General features: G+C 65.7%; 18 protein-coding genes. 12 read left to right on the top strand and 6 right to left on the bottom strand.

Going from position 1 to position 16,288, the window contains the following annotated elements; translation table 11 throughout:
- Positions 1-191: 191 nt before the first annotated feature.
- Positions 192-1,280 carry an asparaginase gene (locus LU688_RS17220; protein WP_094011449.1) on the bottom strand — a complete coding sequence of 363 codons (1,089 nt, stop codon included), beginning with the start codon at positions 1,278-1,280 and terminating at the stop codon, positions 192-194.
- 339 nt (positions 1,281-1,619) lie between these two features.
- Between LU688_RS17220 and LU688_RS17215 the strand changes: the two genes are divergently transcribed.
- From LU688_RS17215 to LU688_RS17185, 7 genes are all read left to right on the top strand, one after another.
- Complete coding sequence (locus LU688_RS17215) at positions 1,620-2,570, top strand: sugar ABC transporter substrate-binding protein (RefSeq protein WP_160291138.1); 951 nt, start codon at positions 1,620-1,622, stop codon at positions 2,568-2,570.
- A gap of 145 nt (positions 2,571-2,715) precedes the next feature.
- Positions 2,716-4,269, top strand: a complete 1,554-nt coding sequence (locus tag LU688_RS17210) for a sugar ABC transporter ATP-binding protein (protein ID WP_038707570.1) — start codon at positions 2,716-2,718, stop codon at positions 4,267-4,269.
- Positions 4,266-5,258, top strand: a complete 993-nt coding sequence (locus tag LU688_RS17205) for an ABC transporter permease (protein WP_038706376.1) — start codon at positions 4,266-4,268, stop codon at positions 5,256-5,258. The genes LU688_RS17210 and LU688_RS17205 overlap by 4 nt, the downstream gene beginning before the upstream one ends.
- A 4-nt stretch (positions 5,259-5,262) precedes the next feature.
- Entirely contained in the window at positions 5,263-6,288 is a 1,026-nt protein-coding gene (locus LU688_RS17200) for a LacI family DNA-binding transcriptional regulator (protein WP_038706375.1), read from the top strand.
- A 9-nt stretch (positions 6,289-6,297) separates the two neighbouring features.
- Positions 6,298-7,206 (top strand): ribokinase, encoded by a 909-nt coding sequence (rbsK, locus tag LU688_RS17195; protein WP_094011406.1) that lies wholly within the window; start codon positions 6,298-6,300, stop codon positions 7,204-7,206.
- A complete protein-coding gene (rbsD, locus tag LU688_RS17190) occupies positions 7,203-7,607 on the top strand; it encodes a D-ribose pyranase (protein ID WP_094011407.1) in 405 nt (134 codons plus the stop codon). Before rbsK ends, rbsD begins: the two co-directional genes overlap by 4 nt.
- A gap of 155 nt (positions 7,608-7,762) precedes the next feature.
- Positions 7,763-8,773: a nucleoside hydrolase gene (locus LU688_RS17185; protein ID WP_046855160.1), complete on the top strand. Its 1,011-nt coding sequence runs from the start codon at positions 7,763-7,765 to the stop codon at positions 8,771-8,773.
- Here the strand turns inward: LU688_RS17185 and LU688_RS17180 are convergent.
- Complete coding sequence (locus LU688_RS17180; protein WP_023632517.1) at positions 8,745-8,957, bottom strand: hypothetical protein; 213 nt, start codon at positions 8,955-8,957, stop codon at positions 8,745-8,747. The two genes, LU688_RS17185 and LU688_RS17180, sit on opposite strands and share 29 nt — an antisense overlap.
- Positions 8,958-9,245: 288 nt before the next feature.
- On the opposite strand from LU688_RS17180, the gene LU688_RS17175 reads away from it, so the two are divergent.
- Positions 9,246-9,563, top strand: a complete 318-nt coding sequence (locus LU688_RS17175; protein ID WP_023632516.1) for an I78 family peptidase inhibitor — start codon at positions 9,246-9,248, stop codon at positions 9,561-9,563.
- Between the two features lie 49 nt (positions 9,564-9,612).
- On the opposite strand, the gene LU688_RS17170 is transcribed toward LU688_RS17175, so the two are convergent.
- Complete coding sequence (locus tag LU688_RS17170; RefSeq protein WP_160291139.1) at positions 9,613-10,227, bottom strand: NAD(P)H-dependent oxidoreductase; 615 nt, start codon at positions 10,225-10,227, stop codon at positions 9,613-9,615.
- A gap of 93 nt (positions 10,228-10,320) precedes the next feature.
- On the opposite strand from LU688_RS17170, the gene LU688_RS17165 reads away from it, so the two are divergent.
- Positions 10,321-10,917: a TetR/AcrR family transcriptional regulator gene (locus LU688_RS17165; protein ID WP_160291140.1), complete on the top strand. Its 597-nt coding sequence runs from the start codon at positions 10,321-10,323 to the stop codon at positions 10,915-10,917.
- A 25-nt stretch (positions 10,918-10,942) separates the two neighbouring features.
- Here the strand turns inward: LU688_RS17165 and LU688_RS17160 are convergent, their stop codons facing one another.
- Positions 10,943-11,848 carry an AraC family transcriptional regulator gene (locus LU688_RS17160; protein WP_038706370.1) on the bottom strand — a complete coding sequence of 302 codons (906 nt, stop codon included), beginning with the start codon at positions 11,846-11,848 and terminating at the stop codon, positions 10,943-10,945.
- Between the two features lie 177 nt (positions 11,849-12,025).
- Between LU688_RS17160 and LU688_RS17155 the strand changes: the two genes are divergently transcribed.
- Positions 12,026-13,078, top strand: coding sequence for an NAD(P)-dependent alcohol dehydrogenase (locus LU688_RS17155; RefSeq protein WP_160291141.1), 1,053 nt, complete (start codon positions 12,026-12,028; stop codon positions 13,076-13,078).
- 14 nt (positions 13,079-13,092) lie between these two features.
- Here LU688_RS17155 and LU688_RS17150 read toward each other — a convergent pair whose 3' ends face one another.
- Positions 13,093-13,752, bottom strand: coding sequence for a DUF3313 domain-containing protein (locus tag LU688_RS17150; protein WP_094011412.1), 660 nt, complete (start codon positions 13,750-13,752; stop codon positions 13,093-13,095).
- Positions 13,749-14,087: a hypothetical protein gene (locus LU688_RS17145; RefSeq protein ID WP_160291142.1), complete on the bottom strand. Its 339-nt coding sequence runs from the start codon at positions 14,085-14,087 to the stop codon at positions 13,749-13,751. The genes LU688_RS17150 and LU688_RS17145 overlap by 4 nt, the downstream gene beginning before the upstream one ends.
- A gap of 121 nt (positions 14,088-14,208) precedes the next feature.
- Between LU688_RS17145 and LU688_RS17140 the strand changes: the two genes are divergently transcribed.
- Complete coding sequence (locus LU688_RS17140) at positions 14,209-14,955, top strand: response regulator (protein WP_052062214.1); 747 nt, start codon at positions 14,209-14,211, stop codon at positions 14,953-14,955.
- The gene (locus tag LU688_RS17135; RefSeq protein WP_023631984.1) at positions 14,952-16,286 is read left to right on the top strand and encodes an ATP-binding protein; all 1,335 of its coding nucleotides are present in this window, start codon (positions 14,952-14,954) and stop codon (positions 16,284-16,286) included. Before LU688_RS17140 ends, LU688_RS17135 begins: the two co-directional genes overlap by 4 nt.
- Positions 16,287-16,288: the final 2 nt, after the last annotated feature.

The raw sequence follows: 16,288 nt of genomic DNA, 5'->3' as shown, positions 1-16,288 counted from the left end.
ATTTCACTGTAAGCCATTTCGCAACAACGGGTAGGATGAAAGCCGTATAAGACCGTGGTAGAGGGATTGGTTCAATCGAAGACATCGCGGCGCCAGCCCGTTCCCACAAAGGTCATGTGTGCCCCGGGGGAGCGGGCTTGCCCCGCGATAGGGTCGGTATCTTCAACATACCAACCCGAAGTGCACGCCGATCAGTATTCCCAGAAGATCCGCTGCAGCTCTTTGCTGTCCTGGGTCTTGGTCATTGCGACCATTGCCAGGATCCGCGCCTTCTGCGGGTTCAGGTCATGGGCCACGACCCAGTCATTCTTGTCGTCAGGTTGTTCGGCATTGCGCAGTACGAAGCCGCCCTGGTTAACGTGGGAGGAGCGGATGATCTGCACGCCGTCCTTACGCAGCTCCTGCAGCGCCGGCACCACGCGCGACGACACCGAGCCATTGCCGGTGCCGGCGTGGATGATCGCCTTGGCGCCGCCCTGGGCCAGCGCCTTGTAGGCGGTGTCGGTCACGTTGCCGTAGCCATAGGCGATATCCACGGCCGGCAGCTTGCTGATGGTCTTGATGTCGAACTCGGAGTTGACGGTGTGGCGCTTGGCCGGCAGGCGGAAGAAGTACGACTTGCCTTCGACCACCATGCCCAGCGGGCCCCACTGGCTCTTGAAGGCTTCGGTCTTGATATTGACCGCCTTGCTCACGTCACGGCCGGACTGGATCTCGTCGTTCATGGTTACCAGCACGCCCTTGCCGCGGGCGTCCTTGCTGCTGGCCACGGCCACGGCGTTGTACAGGTTGAGCATGCCGTCGGCGGACATCGCCGTGCCCGGACGCATCGAGCCGACCACGATGATCGGCTTGTCGGTCTTCTCTACCAGGTTGAGGAAGTAGGCGGTTTCTTCGAGGGTGTCGGTGCCGTGCGTGATGACGATGCCATCGACGTCCTTGCTGTCGGCCAGTTCGGCGACGCGCTTGCCCAACTTGAGCAGGTCGTCGTTGCCGATGCTTTCCGAGGCGACCTGCATCACCTGCTCGCCGCGCACGTTGGCCAGGTCTTTCAGCTCTGGCACGCCGGCGATCAGCTTGTCGATGCCTACCTTGGCGGCCTGGTAGGTGGCGCTGTTGGCCGCGCTGGCGCCAGCGCCGGCGATGGTGCCGCCGGTGGCGAGGATGACCACGTTGGCAAGCTTCTGTTGTTGCGCGGCTTCCTTGGCGGAAACGGTAGTCGGCAGTACCAGCAACAGCGCCAGGGCGCTCGGTGCGAAGGTCTTGATAGCGGATTTCATCATTTCTGCTTCTCTCTTCCACGGTGAGATGTGCGTTAAGTCGCACTGCAGTAAGGCAGATTTCGTACCATCAACTACCGTTCGTCGTATTTCATCTTGAAACCCTTGTCTGGACTGGAGGTACGCGATCCGACCAATTGGTCAAGTTGCGTGAGGTCATTCGGCTGGCCGAACGAGAGTAGGAAATGTGTTCGGTTTTTCGGACGAATTGCGGATAATCCCTCTTGCGTAGCTGCGGCTTCCTACGCGCTGGATTGACAAACCTGCGGCCTGTTTACATAGTTAGTCACCGCAAACGTTTGCGATCCGATAAAAACCACAAGATTCGGAGTCATTTCCATGAAGCTGCCGTTCTCTGGCCGTCCGCTGGCCCTCGCCGTTCTGTCGTCGCTGATATTCTCACCCCTGCCTGTCGCCCACGCCGAGGAGGCGCCCAAGGTCGCCCTGGTGATGAAATCCCTGGCCAACGAGTTCTTCCGCACCATGGAAGACGGCGCCAAGGATTATCAGAAAACCCATGCCAGCGAATTCCAGCTGGTCGCCAACGGCATCAAGAACGAGACCGATACTGGCGAGCAGATCCGTATCGTAGAGCAGATGGTCAACTCGGGCGCCAAGGCGCTGGTCATCGCCCCGGCCGACTCCAAGGCGCTGGTATCGGCGGTGAAGAAGGCCATGGACAAAGGCGTGATCGTGATCAACATCGATAATCGCCTCGACCCCGAAACCCTCAAGAGCAAGGGCATCAGCGTGCCGTTCGTAGGCCCGGACAACCGCAAGGGTGCGCGTATGGTCGGCGACTACCTGGCCCAGCAAAAGCTCAAGGCCGGTGACCAGGTCGGCATCATCGAAGGCGTGCCGACCACCACCAATGCCCAGCAGCGCACCGCTGGTTTCAAGGACGCCATGGAAGCCGCGCAGATGAAGATCGTCTCGGTGCAATCCGGCAACTGGGAGATCGACAAGGGCAACGCCGTTGCCGCCTCGATGCTCAACGAATATCCCGATTTGAAGGCGCTGCTGGCCGGCAACGACAGCATGGCCCTGGGTGCGGTCTCGGCCGTGCGCGCCGCCGGCAAGACCGGCCAGGTGCAGGTGGTCGGCTACGACAACATCAAGGCCATCGAACCGATGCTCAAGGATGGCCGTGTGCTGGCCACCCTCGACCAGGCTGCCAGCGAGCAGGCGGTGTTCGGCATCCAAGCGGCGCTGAAGATGCTCAAGGGCGAGCAGCCCGGCGTGGATGCCGACAATGTCATCCAGACGCCAGTCAAGCTGATTACCAAGTGAAGTGATTTCGCGGGAGCGTGGGAGCGGGCTTGCCCCGCGATGGTGTCGCAAGGTACAGCCTGCCCTGGCGCCTCGCGGGGCAAGCCCGCTCCCACGAAAGCCCGCCTTCTAAACGTGTCATGCTTCGTCCTAGGAGAAAATGGCCATGTCAGTACCGGCCAATGAAACCGTGCTAGCCGTCAGCGGCCTGGGCAAGACCTACGCCCAGCCCGTACTCGGCGATGTCACCCTCGAGTTGCGCGGCGGCGAGGTGCTGGCCCTGACCGGCGAGAACGGCGCGGGCAAGTCGACCCTGTCCAAGCTGATCAGCGGCCTGGAGATCCCCACCACCGGGCAGATGCTCTATCGCGGCCAGCCCTACGCCCCCGGCAGCCGCGCCGAGGCCGAGCGTCTCGGCGTGCGCATGGTGATGCAGGAACTCAACCTGCTGCCGACGCTGACCGTGGCCGAGAACCTGTTCCTCGACAACCTGCCCAGCCGCCTCGGCTGGATCAGCCAGAAGCGCCTGCGCCAGCTGGCCACCGCAGCCATGGCCCAGGTCGGCCTGGATGCCATTGACCCGGACACCCCCGTCGGCGAGCTGGGCATCGGCCACCAGCAGATGGTCGAGATCGCCCGCAACCTGATCGGCGACTGCCATGTGCTGATCTTCGACGAACCCACGGCCATGCTCACCGCCCGCGAGGTGGAGCTGCTGTTCACCCAGATCGAGCGCCTGCGCCAGCGCGGCGTGGCCATCGTGTATATCTCCCACCGCCTCGAAGAACTGCAGCAGGTGGCCCAGCGCATCGCCGTGCTGCGCGACGGCAAGCTGGTGTGCGCCGAGCCGATCCAGCGCTACAACAGCGAGCAACTGGTCAACCTGATGGTCGGCCGCGAGCTGGGCGAGCATATCGACCTGGGCCAGCGCACGATCGGTGCGCCACTGCTCAAGGTCGACAGGCTCAGCCGCGGCGACAAGGTCCGCGAGGTGTCGCTCGAGGTCAGGGCAGGGGAGATCTTCGGTATCTCAGGCCTGATCGGTGCCGGGCGCACCGAGCTGCTGCGCCTGATCTACGGCGCCGACCGCGCCGACAGCGGCCAGGTCGCCCTCGGCCAGCCGCCGGTACCGGTGACCATTGACTCGCCCAAGGCGGCGGTCAAGGCTGGCATTGCGCTGATTACCGAGGACCGCAAGGGCGAAGGCCTGCTGCTGAGCCAGTCGATCAGCGCCAATATTGCCCTGGGCAACCTTGGCGCTGTGTCCCGTGCCGGCGTGCTCGACGCCGACGCCGAGCGTGAGCTGGCCGAGCGTCAGATCGGCGCCATGCGCATCCGCAGCGCCAGCCCCGCCCAGGCCGTGGGCGAGCTGTCCGGCGGCAACCAGCAGAAGGTGGTGATCGGCCGCTGGCTGGAGCGCGACTGCCAGGTACTGTTGTTCGACGAGCCGACCCGCGGCATCGACGTCGGTGCCAAGTTCGACATCTACGGCCTGCTCGCCGAGCTCGCCCGCCAGGGCAAGGCCCTGGTGGTGGTGTCCAGCGACCTGCGCGAGCTGATGCTGATCTGCGACCGTATCGCCGTGCTCAGCGCCGGCCGCCTGATCGACACCTTCGAGCGCGATCATTGGACCCAGGACCAACTGCTTGCCGCCGCCTTCGCCGGCTACCAGAAACGTGATGCCCTGCTGCACGACGCAGCTCCCAGGATGGACGCATGAAAACCACAACAAACACCTCGGACGCCGCGCCAGTGCGCCGCAGCGGCACCTATTTCGGCCTGGGCACCTACCTCGGCCTGGCCGGCGCCTTGCTGGCGATGATCGTGCTGTTCTCGTTGCTGAGCAGCCACTTCCTGTCCTATGCCACCTTCAGCACCCTGGCCAACCAGATCCCCGACCTGATGGTGCTGGCGGTGGGCATGACCTTCGTGCTGATCATCGGCGGCATCGACCTGTCGGTCGGCTCGGTACTGGCCCTGGCGGCCTCGGCCGTCAGCGTGGCGATCCTCGGCTGGGGCTGGGGCGTGCTGCCCGCCGCCTTGCTCGGCATGGCCGTGGCGGCCTTGGCCGGCACCGTCACCGGCAGCATCACCGTGGCCTGGCGCATCCCTTCGTTCATCGTCTCGCTGGGCGTGCTGGAAATGGCCCGTGGCCTGGCGTACCAGTTCACCGATTCGCGTACCGCGTATATCGGCGATGCCTTCGCCTGGTTCTCCAACCCGATCGCCTTCGGCATTTCCCCGGCCTTCATCATCGCCTTGCTGGTGATCGTGCTGGCCCAACTGGTGCTGACCCGTACTGTGTTCGGCCGCTACCTGATCGGTATCGGCACCAACGAAGAGGCCGTGCGCCTGGCCGGTATCGACCCGCGCCCCTACAAGATCCTGGTGTTCGCCCTGATGGGTGTGCTCGCCGGTCTTGCCGCGCTGTTCCAGATCTCGCGCCTGGAGGCCGCCGACCCCAATGCCGGCTCGGGCATGGAGCTGCAGGTGATCGCTGCCGTGGTGATCGGCGGCACCAGCCTGATGGGCGGGCGCGGCTCGGTCATCAGCACCTTCTTCGGCGTGCTGATCATTTCGGTGCTGGCCGCCGGCCTGGCCCAGATCGGCGCCTCGGAGCCTACCAAACGCATCATCACCGGGGCGGTCATCGTCATCGCCGTGGTACTCGACACTTACCGCAGCCGGCGTGCGAACCGGCGGAACTGAAACCATGGCAACCATCAAAGACGTCGCGGCACTTGCAGGTATTTCCTACACCACCGTGTCCCATGTACTGAACAAGACCCGCCCGGTAAGCGAGCAGGTGCGGCTGAAGGTCGAGGCGGCGATTGCCGAGCTCGACTACGTGCCCAGCGCCGTGGCCCGTTCGCTGAAGGCACGCAGCACCGCCACCATCGGCCTGCTGGTGCCCAACAGCGTCAACCCGTATTTCGCCGAGCTGGCCCGGGGTATCGAGGACGCCTGCGAGCGCAACGGCTACTGCGTGATCCTGTGCAACTCCGATGACAACCCGCAGAAGCAGCGCAGCTACCTGCGCGTGCTGCTGGAAAAGCGCATCGACGGCCTGATCGTCGCCTCGGTGGGCGAGGACCAGGACCTGCTCGACAGCCTCAGCGGCGTGCGCACGCCGATGGTCATCGTCGACCGCGCGCTGGAAGGCGTCGAGGCCGACCTGGTGCGCATAGACCACGAGCAGGGCGCCTACCTGGCCACCCGCCACCTGCTCGAGCTCGGGCATCGCGAGATCGCCACCATCGGCGGCCCGGTGGACACCGGGGTCAGCCAGCTGCGCCTGGCCGGGTTCCGCCGAGCGATGGCCGAGGGCGGCGTGCGCGTTGCCCCGGGCCATGTGCTGCACAGCGACTTCACCAGCCTCGGCGGGCATGCCGCCGCGGCGCGCCTGCTCGATGGCGAGCGGCCCACGGCGATCTTCGCCGGCAACGACATGATTGGTTTCGGCGTGCTGCGTGCCGCTGCCGAACGCAATATCGACGTGCCCGGCGAGCTGTCGGTGATCGGTTTCGACGACATCGAACTGAGCCGCTACGTGTATCCGGCGCTGACCACGGTCGGCCAGTCGATCCGCGAGTTGGGCGAGAGCGCCGCCGGGCTGTTGCTGTCGCGCATCGTCACGCCGCGCCGCGACGGCGCTGCCGAACAGCGCATCGTCGCCCCGCGCATCGTGCTGCGCGAATCCACCGGGCCACGCCCGGACCTGTTCAACGATTACCGTTAAGGAATGCCCATGGATGCCAAGGTGGTAGTGGTCGGCAGCCTCAACATGGACCTGGTGGCCCGCGCCCAGCGCCTGCCCCGGGCAGGCGAGACCCTGACCGGCGACAGTTTCTTCACCGCGCCCGGCGGCAAGGGCGCCAACCAGGCGGTGGCCGTGGCCCGGCTGGGCGCCAGCGTGGCGATGGTCGGCAACGTCGGCGACGACGCCTACGGTCAGCAACTGCGCCAGGCGCTGCTCACCGAGGGCATCGATTGCCAGGGTGTGAGCGTGTGCCCGGGTGTGTCCAGCGGCGTGGCGCTGATCGTGGTGGATGCCGCCAGCCAGAACGCCATTGTCGTGATCCCCGGTGGCAACGGCCTGCTCAGCCCCGAGTCGGTGAGCCGTTTCGATGCACTGCTGCAGCGCGCCGAAGTGATCATCTGCCAGCTGGAGGTGCCGAGCACCACCGTGGCCTGGACCCTGGCCCGCGGCCGCGAGCTGGGCCGCACGGTGATCCTCAACCCGGCGCCGGCCAGCGGGCCGTTGCCAGCGGAGTGGTATGCCTACATCGATTACCTGATCCCCAACGAGAGCGAAGCCGAGGCCCTGGCCGGGGTGCGGGTCAACGACCAGGAAAGTGCCCGTCGCGCGGCCGAGCGGCTACGCCAGCTGGGGGCGGGGAAGGTGATCGTCACCCTTGGCGGCGATGGTGCCTTGCTGGTCGACGCCAGCGGCAGCCGGCACTTCCCGGCCCCACGGGTGCAGCCGGTGGACACCACGGCGGCCGGCGACACCTTTGTCGGCGGCTTTGCCGCTGGCCTGGCGCGGGGCTTGTCGGAAGACGAGGCGATCAGCTTCGGCCAGCGCGCCGCCGCATTGTCGGTGACCCGGGTCGGCGCGCAGCCGTCCATTCCCCTGTTGAAGGAGCTGGCGCCATGAAGAAGACGCCGCTGTTGAACATCGCCCTGTCGCGAACCATTGCCGGGCTCGGCCATGGCGACATCCTGGTGATCGGCGACGCCGGCCTGCCGGTGCCGCCAGGCGTCGAGCTGATCGACCTGGCGCTGACGCCGGGTATCCCGGATTTTGCCAGCGTGTTGCGCGTGGTACTGAGCGAGATGCAGGTCGAACGGCATGTGCTGGCCGATGAAGTGTTCCAGGCCCTGCCGCCCGGGTTGGCCGAGGTCGAACGTTTGCACGCGGACGGTGAGCTGGGCCAGCGACAGGCGCTGAGCCATGCCGACTTCAAGACCCTGTGTCGCCAGGCCCGGGCCGTGGTGCGCACCGGGGAGTGCAAGCCCTACAGCAATATTGCCCTGGTGGCTGGCGTCACTTTCTAGACCGAATGCGAGGGCTTGCACCCTCGATCGCCGGCAAGCCGGCTCCCACAGGTCGGGCGCAACCTCGGGCTGCCGCTGTGGGAGCCGGCTTGCCGGCGAAAGGGCCGCGAAGCGGCCCCTTGTGAATCCATCCCCCTAGCAACAAGGAGTGCTGAATGTCCCTCAAGAACCTGCTCCAAGGAGCCGTCCTCATGTCCGCGCTGGCCGCGACTTCCCTCATGGCCGCGCCCCGCGACCTGATCATCGACACCGACCCCGGCGCCGACGACGTCGTCGCCCTGCTGCTGGCCATGGCCTCGCCCGAGGAACTGAAGATCCGCGCCATCACCACCGTGGCCGGCAACGTGCGCCTGGAGAAGACCTCTCGCAACGCTCGCCTGGCCCGTGAGTGGGCTGGCCGCGAAGAGATCCCGGTGTACGCCGGGGCAGGGCGGCCGATGGTGCGCACGCCGATCTACGCCGCCAACGTGCACGGCGAGGAAGGCCTGACCGGCGTCCAGGTCCACGAGCCGAAAAAGCCGCTGGCCCAGGGCAACGCCGTGCAGTACCTGATCGACACCCTGAGCGCCGCCGAGCCTCACAGCATCACCGTCGCCATGCTCGGCCCACAGACCAACCTGGCCCTGGCATTGATCCAGAAGCCGGAGATCGTCAACGGCATCAAGGAAGTGGTGGTGATGGGCGGCGCCCACTTCAACGGCGGCAACATCACGCCGGCGGCGGAATTCAACCTGTTTGCCGATCCGCACGCCGCCGAGGTGGTGCTGGCCAGTGGCGTGAAACTCACCTACCTGCCGCTGGACGTCACCCACAAGGTGCTCACCAGCGACGCGCGCCTCAAGCAGCTCGCCGCGGTCAACAACAATGCCAGCAAGCTGGTGGTGGACATCCTCAACGCCTACATCAAGTTCGACATGGACAACTACGGCATGCCCGGCGGCCCGGTGCACGACGCCAGCGTCATCGCCTACCTGCTCAAGCCCGAGCTGTTCAAGGGTCGCCAGGTGCACATGGTGGTCGACAGCCGCGAAGGCCCGACCTTCGGCCAGACCATTGCCGACTGGTACGGCGTGCTCAAGCAGCCGGCCAATGTGATGTGGATCGAAGAGGGTGACGCGCAGGGCTTCTTCGACCTGCTCAGCGCCCGCCTGGCCCGATTGAAATAGTGTCGTGGTGCGCGTAGCGCTCGAACACCTGGTCGATGAAGCTACGCGCCGCCTCGCTGCCTCGGTCGCGTACCAGCAGGTCGATGGCGATCAGCAATAGCTCTTCGGGGGTTCCCGGGCTGTAGGCACTCTGACCTTCGTCCCACTTGACCTTGATATCGGCGTCGATGCTGTGGCTGCTCATGGGGCGGTTCTCGCTTGGGCCTGGATGATAGGTCGAATACCGCGTCCTGGCGTTCGAAGTGGAGGTGTTTCCTGCGCCACTTCTTGCAGTAAATCATGCCTTGGCGCAAGAGGATCTGCGACTTAGGCATAAGCCATGCGTTTGGTCGAACCTGCGGTTCGGTGCAAAATCCGGTGACGATTGCGTTTCGCATCCACTGGCTGCGTCAGGCAGAATCTTGCGGTTTTGCAACAAACAGTTAGAAGAACTGTCGCATAAGGCAGTTCCCGGATCGATTTAGGAGGATTCATGTTCCGTACCCGCGCTACCCTGGCGACCCTGCTGGTGGCTACCGTCCTGGCAGGTTGCAGCACCGGTGGCTCTTCGGGCGCCAGCGCCCCTGCCGCCCCGGCCGGCAATGACGGCCGCTGCGAAGCCAGTGGCGCCGATTTCACCGTCGGCAAGCCGGCCAGCGCCGAGCTGTTGGAGCAGGCGCGCAAGGCCAGCGGCTCGCAGATGGCACGCATCCTCAAACCGCACGATGTGATCACCCTGGAATACCGCTCCGAGCGATTGAACCTGAATGTTGATGACAAGGGTGTGGTGACCCGCGTCAACTGCGGCTGATTGCCCGCACGCTGTCACCTGGCGCGGGCCGGCCCGCGCCTTCCCGCGCTTATTCCACGCTTGCCGGTTCGCGCCGTTCCTCGCGAGTGAACAACCCTTCTCCCAAAGTGCGCGCGGCTCGCAGATGCCGTGCCGGATCCTGTCCTTCGCTGTCGTCCAGCAACGTCGAACTCAATACTTGAGCGCCGCAGTAATCGAAGATGCCGTGCTCGATCTGCACGCGCATGGCCTCGCCGTAGCCGTGGCGCTCGAAGGTGCCGGCATCGGCCCCGGCAACGCCGATCAGGTGCGCGGTCAAACCGTGCAGGCGCTTCGTGGTACTACCGTCCGCGGCCTGGTAGAAGGCCCAGCCATTGCTGAACACACGCTCGACCCAGCCCTTGAGCAGGGCTGGTAGCGACCACCAGTAGATGGGATAGACCAGCACCAGGGTGTCGGCGCGTTCGATGCGCGCCTGCTCGGCCAGCACATCGGCCGGCGGCTGCCCCAGGCGGCGGTGCACGGCGTGGTCGGCGAGGCTGAAACGCGGGTCGAAACCTTCATGGGCCAGGTCGGCGAACTCGCTGGTGTGACCGGCCGCGCGCAGCCCTTCGGCAACCTGTTGGGCAAGGGCATGGGTGAGGGAGTCGGTGTCGTGGTGACCGATGACGATCAGGGCATGCATGGCAGAATCTCCAGAATCAGGATGCGGGGGCTTCGGGAGCGTTATATACTCCCGGTAAGTTACACTTAGTAAGTTACTTTTGGTAGGTAATCGATGTCAAGCGAGGAAAAGAGCGCGCCGCGCAAACGCCTGTCCCGCGAGGAGCGTCGCCGGCAGCTGCTGGATGTGGCCTGGCAGTTGGTGCGCGAAGAAGGCACCGATGCCCTGAGCCTGGGGCGTTTGGCCGAGCAGGCCGGGGTGACCAAGCCGGTGGTGTATGACCATTTCGAAACCCGCAACGGATTGCTGTTGGCGCTGTACCAGGAGTACGACGCACGCCAGACGGCGATGCTCGACACAGCTCTGGCCGGTTGTCCGGCGGACCTGCCGGGGCGGGCCTGGGTAATCGCCGAGGCCTATGTGGATTGCGTGGCGACCCAAGGGCGCGAGATCCCCGGTGTCAGTGCGGCATTGGCCGGCTCGCCGGAGCTCGAGGCGCTCAAGCGCGGCTATGAAGGGCCCTTCATGGACAAATGCCGGGAAGCCTTGGCGCCGTTCGCGCCGACCGGCGATATCGGCGTGGCCGGCCTGTGGGTGCTGGTGGGGGCAGCGGAGGCGCTGTCCCTGGCGGCGGCGGCCGGCGAATTGCCCGGCGAGGCCGCCAAGCGCGAATTGCAGGCGACCATCGTGGCGATGGTCCTGCGTCAGTAGCTGCCGGCGCGGCGCAGGCCAGCAGTCAAGCCGGCAGGCTCTGGTACGTCTGTTCCTCGCCTGGGCTGCGGGCGAACTGGCGCTTGTACTCGCGGCTGAACTGCGAGGTGCTCTGGTAGCCGACGCGATGCGCAACCTGGGCCACGCCCAGCCCTTCGCCGATCAGCATCTGTTGCGCCTTGAGCAGGCGCAGGCGCTTGAGGTACTGCATCGGCGCGAGGTCGGTGCAGCGCTTGAAATGCTCATGGAAGGTCGACACGCTCATGTTCGCCCGGCCGGCCAGCTCATCCACCCCCAGCGGCTCGGCGTAGTGCTCGCGCAGGTAGGCCAGGGCCGAGGCGATCCGGGCAAAATGTCCCTGTTGTTCGACCAGTGCCCGCAGCACCCCGGCCTGGGGGCCGCGCAGCGCGGTGTAGAGCACCTCGCGCACTCGCGCCGGCCCCAGCACCCTGGCGTCCAGCGGGTCCTGCAGGCACCGCAGCAGGCGCTCGACACTCTCGCGCATGGCCGTGTCCAACGCCGCCGAGGTCATAGACTGCGGGGTCTGTACCTGAACCGCGGCATCCGGCCCCAGGTTCATCGCTTGCACCAGCTCGCCGAGCATGGCGCGATCGATGTCCACCGCCACGCCCAGCAGTGGCGCCTGGGGTGTGGCGAAGGTTTCGCAGAGGAAGGGCACCGACAGCGCCTGCACCAGGTAATGCCCGGCGCCGTACTCCAGGGTGCGCGGGCCCAGGCGCGCCAGCTTGCTGCCCTGGGCGACGATGATCAGGCTGGGTTCGTAGATCTGCGGGCTGCTGGCCACGTAGTGGTCCCAGGTCAGGACCTGGACCTGGGGCAGGGCGGTGGGCACGAACCCGGGGCGCGTGGCGAGGGTGCGGATCAGTGAGCAGAGCGTGGCATTGGCGTCCACGTGGCAAGTCAGGTGCATGGCGAAACCGGGCAGAGAATCGGACAATGTCATCTTCGCAGATTAGCTGGCTGGCGCCAGAGGGGAGCGGGCAGGTCCGGAGAATCAGGCATGCATGCCGGAGAATCGGCCGTGGCCGGGGCAGGCCAGGCTGCGCAAAATGCGCCGCCTGAAACGTTTCACCTGAGAGAGGTCCGCATGTACACCGCCATCGGCTACGCCGCCCAGTCCCCCACCAGCCCCCTGGCCCCCATGAGCTTCCAGCGTCGCAGCCCGCGGGCCGACGATGTCGCCATCGAGATCCTCTACTGTGGCGTGTGTCACTCCGATATCCATCAGGCCCGCAACGAGTGGGGCATCGCCGTCTATCCGCTGATGCCGGGCCACGAGATCGTCGGTCGGGTCACTGCGGTTGGCGCGCAGGTCAGCCGCTACCAGGTGGGCGATCTGGTCGGTGTAGGTTGCATGGTCGATGCCTGCCGTCACTGCGAAGCCTGCCGCCAGGGCGTCGAGCAATACTGCCTGGAAGGCCCGACCATGACCTACGCTACCCCCGACCGGGTCGATGGCAGCAATACCATGGGCGGCTACTCGAGCAGCATCGTGGTCAGCGAGGATTTCGTCCTGCGCATTCCCCAAGGCCTCGACCTGGCCAGCGCGGCGCCGATCCTCTGCGCCGGCATCACCACCTACTCGCCGCTCAAGCACCATGGCGTTGGCCCGGAGCACAAAGTCGGCGTGCTGGGCATGGGCGGGCTGGGCCACATGGGCATCAAGTTAGCCAAGGCCCTGGGGGCGCATGTCACGCTGTTCACCCGTTCGGCGGCCAAGGCCGAGGAGGCCCGGCGCCAGGGGGCAGATGAAGTGATCGTTTCCACCGACGCCGAACAGATGCGCGCCGCGGCCGGCCGCTTCGACTTCCTGCTCGACACCATCCCGGTCCAGCACGACCTCAACCCCTACCTCGAAACCTTGAGGTTCGACGGCGTGCATATCCTGGTCGGCTTGATCGAGCCGGTCGAGCCGCCGTTGCATGCGGCCAACCTGGTGATGAAGCGCCGAGTGCTGGCCGGCTCGTTGATCGGTGGCATCGCAGAAACCCAGGAGGTGCTCGACTTCTGCGCCGAGCACGGAATCAGCTGCGATATCGAGATGCTCGACATCCGCAACATCAACCAGGCCTACGAGCGGATGATCGCGGGTGATGTGAAATACCGTTTCGTCATCGACATGGCCACGCTGAAGGCCTGAGTCGACGCGGCTCGTTATCTGAGGGGCGCCGCATATGCCTGGCGCAGGTCGACGCCCCAACCATCGAGCACGGCCTTGACGTTGTCGGCCGTCATCACCTGGCGGTCGTTCTCAAGCGGCACGCCAGTGCCTGCGAGCATCGCCTCGCCCACCACCCTCCCGCTGGTGCCGGCTTCGAACGACAGTTCGGTGGCGATCTCGCTGTCCCGGTCGCGCATCCCCACGGCACTGCTTACTCCAGCCGCGACCAGGGTGATCGGCAGCCACTCGTAGTAGCGCAGGCTTTGCGCGTCGGCGCTGATACGGGTAATGGCGGGCCTGACCACCAGCGTGTTCGGGCCAGGGGCATCCACTACCGTCATCACCTTGCCTATTTCCTCGCGCAGAACCGCGTCGTAATAGTCGGTGATCGAGGCGAGGGTAGCCTGGGGAATACGCGGGCTCGGTTCGGGTGCCGGGTAGAAGCGGCTGGGCGCCAGGTAGACCTCGATGTAGCGCCCCCGTGGCCATTTAGGGTCGGCCCAGCTCAGTAGGGTACCGCCAGACGGCGCCTGGTGCGGGGTGAGCAGGGCGTAGTCCTTGAGAAACCCGGCCGGGGCCGGCTTGTGGCTGCTGCAAGCCGATAAGCTTAGCGTGCTGGTCAGCATGACCGTCAGCAGATGCCGCTGACTCATGGGCGGCGCTCCTCTTGCGCGACGGCCTGCCAAGCCTGGGGCGGGGGCGCGTCCTGCGAAGCCTGGATCTGCAACTTGCCATGCGCCATCAGCCAGTGGACCAGCTCACGGATGGGCACGGTATGGCTGTATTCGACCCATTCGCCACAGCCCGGATCGTAATGCTCGAAGTAGCGCCGCAGGATGATGTAGCCCAGGTTGTCCGCCAGGCTCAGGCTCTCTTGCTGCACGATCAGTGAGCCCGTCTGGCCGCGGCTGGTGTGGCGCTGGCTGAGGATCAGGGGGGCGGAACCTTCTTGAACGTCGGTGCTGTTGCGGCTGTCGGCTATCTTCATGGGGAGCCCTCGGCGAGTGGAAGGCCCGCAGGGTGCAGGGCAATGTTTGCCAGGTGATGTCCGAATCGTGTCGGGGGTGACGAAATGTTGCCCGATTGAAATAAATGACCCGGGCGCCGCAATGGTTTTAGATACGCCTTTTATCCGGACCTGTACCACCGTGAGCAGACTGCTGATCGTCGATGACGATGTGGAAATCCTCGCCCTGCTTAAGCAATTCTTCGTCCAGCAGGGGTATGAGGTGGACCTGGCCGCCGAAGGCCAGGCGATGTGGGCGGCCATCGAGCGCCAGCGCCCGGACGCGATTATCCTCGACCTGATGCTGCCGGGCGAGGGCGGTCTGAGTCTGTGCCAGAAGCTGCGTGCGCAGGTCGGAGTGCCGGTCATCATGCTCACCGCCATGGCCGAGCTGAGCGACCGTATCATCGGCCTGGAACTGGGCGCCGACGACTACCTGACCAAACCTTTCGATCCGCGTGAACTGCTGGCCCGCCTGCGCGCCGTGCAGCGCCGTGTCGGCGAGCAGGCTTCGCGCGGCGAGGCGGCCAGGCCGGTGATCGGTTTCGCCGGTTGGCACCTGGACGTCACATGCCGCGAGCTGCGTTCGCCCGAGCAGGTGATGATCCCGCTGTCCGGCGCGGAGTTCGACCTGCTGGTGGTGTTCCTCGAACATCCCCAGCGCATCCTTACCCGCGAGCAGTTGATCGACCTGACCCGTGGCCAGGGCCATGACGCCTACGACCGCAGCATCGATGTGCAGGTCAGCCGGCTGCGGCGCAAGATCGAGCCCGACAGCAAGCGCCCGGATCTGATTCGCACCGTGCGCAATGGCGGCTACCTGTTCACCGCCAAGGTCAGCCGCTCGTGATCCGTCGCCTGCTGGGCCGCGATACCTTGCGTAAACGGATTGCCCTGACCATCTTCGTCGCGTTGCTGGCCTCGTTGGCGCTCAATGCCTTGTTCGTCCAGCTGGCGGGTAGCTGGGCGCGCCCGCCCATCGACCGCACCGGCCTGCTCGAACAGATCGCCGTCATCACGCGGGTGATCGAGCGCGCACCGCCGGCGCTGCGCAGCAAACTGGCCCTGGCGGCGAGCACGCCGACTCTGCAGGTGACCTGGAGCACCCAGCGCAGCGATTTCGGCCTACCCGGTCCTGGCGTGCAGTTTACCTCCGGTCAGGTGCCGGCGATGGGGCAGTTGCTGGGGCCGGCACGCGTCATCGAGGTCTACAACCCCGACGACTGGCCCAAGGGCAGCCCCGAGGCTCACTATGTTGCGCTGGTCGCCCTGGCTGATGACAGCTGGTTGTTGTTCGTGCCGCCGGAGCGCAGTTGGGGCCTGAGTGTAACGGCGCGCCTGGCGGTGGTGATCGGCCTGGGGCTGGTGGCGACCTTGTTGGTGGCCTGGCTCGCCACTCGTCAGCTAGCCGCTCCCTTGCAGCGTTTTGCCAGCGCGGCGCGACGTTTCGGTGGCGACCTGCAGGCCCCTCCCATCGACATCGAAGGGCCCGAGGAGATCCGCCAGGCGATCATCGCCTTCAACACCATGCAGGCGCAGATCCAGCACTTCATTCGCGAGCGTACCCACATGCTGGCGGCCATCTCCCACGACCTGCGCGCTCCGCTGACACGCATGCGTCTGCGCAGCGAGTTCATGGAAGACCTGGACCACAAGCACAAGCTGATCCGCGATGTGGAAGAGATGCAGAGCATGATCAACGAAGCCCTGGCGTTCTTTCGCGAAGGCACGCAGCTGGAGCAGCGTACGGCCTACGACCTGTCGGAGCTGTTGCAGACCCTGGTCGACGACTACCGCGACCAGCAGCTCGCCGTCACCTTCAAGGGCCCGGCGCACTTGGTGCATGACGGCCGTCCGCTGGCGACCAAGCGGGTGATCGTCAACCTGCTGGAAAACGCCATGAAGTATGCCCGTGATCCGCAGATCACCCTGAGCCATGCCGGGCACCTCATCGTCATCGAAGTAAGCGACCGCGGGCCGGGCATCCCCGAAGAGGCCTTGCAGCGGGTGTTCGATCCGTTCTACCGGCTGGAAGGATCGCGCAACCGCGACACCGGCGGCGTCGGCCTGGGGCTCTCGGCCGCCCGTGCCAGCGTGCGCGAGCAAGGCGGCGAGCTGACCCTGCGCAATCGCGTGGGTGGCGGGCTGGTGGCCCGGGTCGAACTGCCCGATGGGCGCTGAGC

Origin of the sequence: Pseudomonas soli (genome assembly GCF_021283165.2) — a bacterium.
Lineage (GTDB): Bacteria > Pseudomonadota > Gammaproteobacteria > Pseudomonadales > Pseudomonadaceae > Aquipseudomonas > Aquipseudomonas soli.
Note: the sequence above shows the minus strand (reverse complement) of the source record. Positions and strands in the feature narration are given on the sequence as shown.

What these genes read in the sequence shown, in the direction of transcription:
- LU688_RS17220 (WP_094011449.1), bottom strand. Translation starts at nt 1,280, where the DNA reads ATGAAATCCGCTATCAAGACCTTCGCACCGAGCGCCCTGGCGCTGTTG.
- LU688_RS17215 (WP_160291138.1), top strand. Translation starts at nt 1,620, where the DNA reads ATGAAGCTGCCGTTCTCTGGCCGTCCGCTGGCCCTCGCCGTTCTGTCG.
- LU688_RS17210 (WP_038707570.1), top strand. Translation starts at nt 2,716, where the DNA reads ATGTCAGTACCGGCCAATGAAACCGTGCTAGCCGTCAGCGGCCTGGGC.
- LU688_RS17205 (WP_038706376.1), top strand. Translation starts at nt 4,266, where the DNA reads ATGAAAACCACAACAAACACCTCGGACGCCGCGCCAGTGCGCCGCAGC.
- LU688_RS17200 (WP_038706375.1), top strand. Translation starts at nt 5,263, where the DNA reads ATGGCAACCATCAAAGACGTCGCGGCACTTGCAGGTATTTCCTACACC.
- rbsK (WP_094011406.1), top strand. Translation starts at nt 6,298, where the DNA reads ATGGATGCCAAGGTGGTAGTGGTCGGCAGCCTCAACATGGACCTGGTG.
- rbsD (WP_094011407.1), top strand. Translation starts at nt 7,203, where the DNA reads ATGAAGAAGACGCCGCTGTTGAACATCGCCCTGTCGCGAACCATTGCC.
- LU688_RS17185 (WP_046855160.1), top strand. Translation starts at nt 7,763, where the DNA reads ATGTCCCTCAAGAACCTGCTCCAAGGAGCCGTCCTCATGTCCGCGCTG.
- LU688_RS17180 (WP_023632517.1), bottom strand. Translation starts at nt 8,957, where the DNA reads ATGAGCAGCCACAGCATCGACGCCGATATCAAGGTCAAGTGGGACGAA.
- LU688_RS17175 (WP_023632516.1), top strand. Translation starts at nt 9,246, where the DNA reads ATGTTCCGTACCCGCGCTACCCTGGCGACCCTGCTGGTGGCTACCGTC.
- LU688_RS17170 (WP_160291139.1), bottom strand. Translation starts at nt 10,227, where the DNA reads ATGCATGCCCTGATCGTCATCGGTCACCACGACACCGACTCCCTCACC.
- LU688_RS17165 (WP_160291140.1), top strand. Translation starts at nt 10,321, where the DNA reads ATGTCAAGCGAGGAAAAGAGCGCGCCGCGCAAACGCCTGTCCCGCGAG.
- LU688_RS17160 (WP_038706370.1), bottom strand. Translation starts at nt 11,848, where the DNA reads ATGCACCTGACTTGCCACGTGGACGCCAATGCCACGCTCTGCTCACTG.
- LU688_RS17155 (WP_160291141.1), top strand. Translation starts at nt 12,026, where the DNA reads ATGTACACCGCCATCGGCTACGCCGCCCAGTCCCCCACCAGCCCCCTG.
- LU688_RS17150 (WP_094011412.1), bottom strand. Translation starts at nt 13,752, where the DNA reads ATGAGTCAGCGGCATCTGCTGACGGTCATGCTGACCAGCACGCTAAGC.
- LU688_RS17145 (WP_160291142.1), bottom strand. Translation starts at nt 14,087, where the DNA reads ATGAAGATAGCCGACAGCCGCAACAGCACCGACGTTCAAGAAGGTTCC.
- LU688_RS17140 (WP_052062214.1), top strand. Translation starts at nt 14,209, where the DNA reads ATGGTTTTAGATACGCCTTTTATCCGGACCTGTACCACCGTGAGCAGA.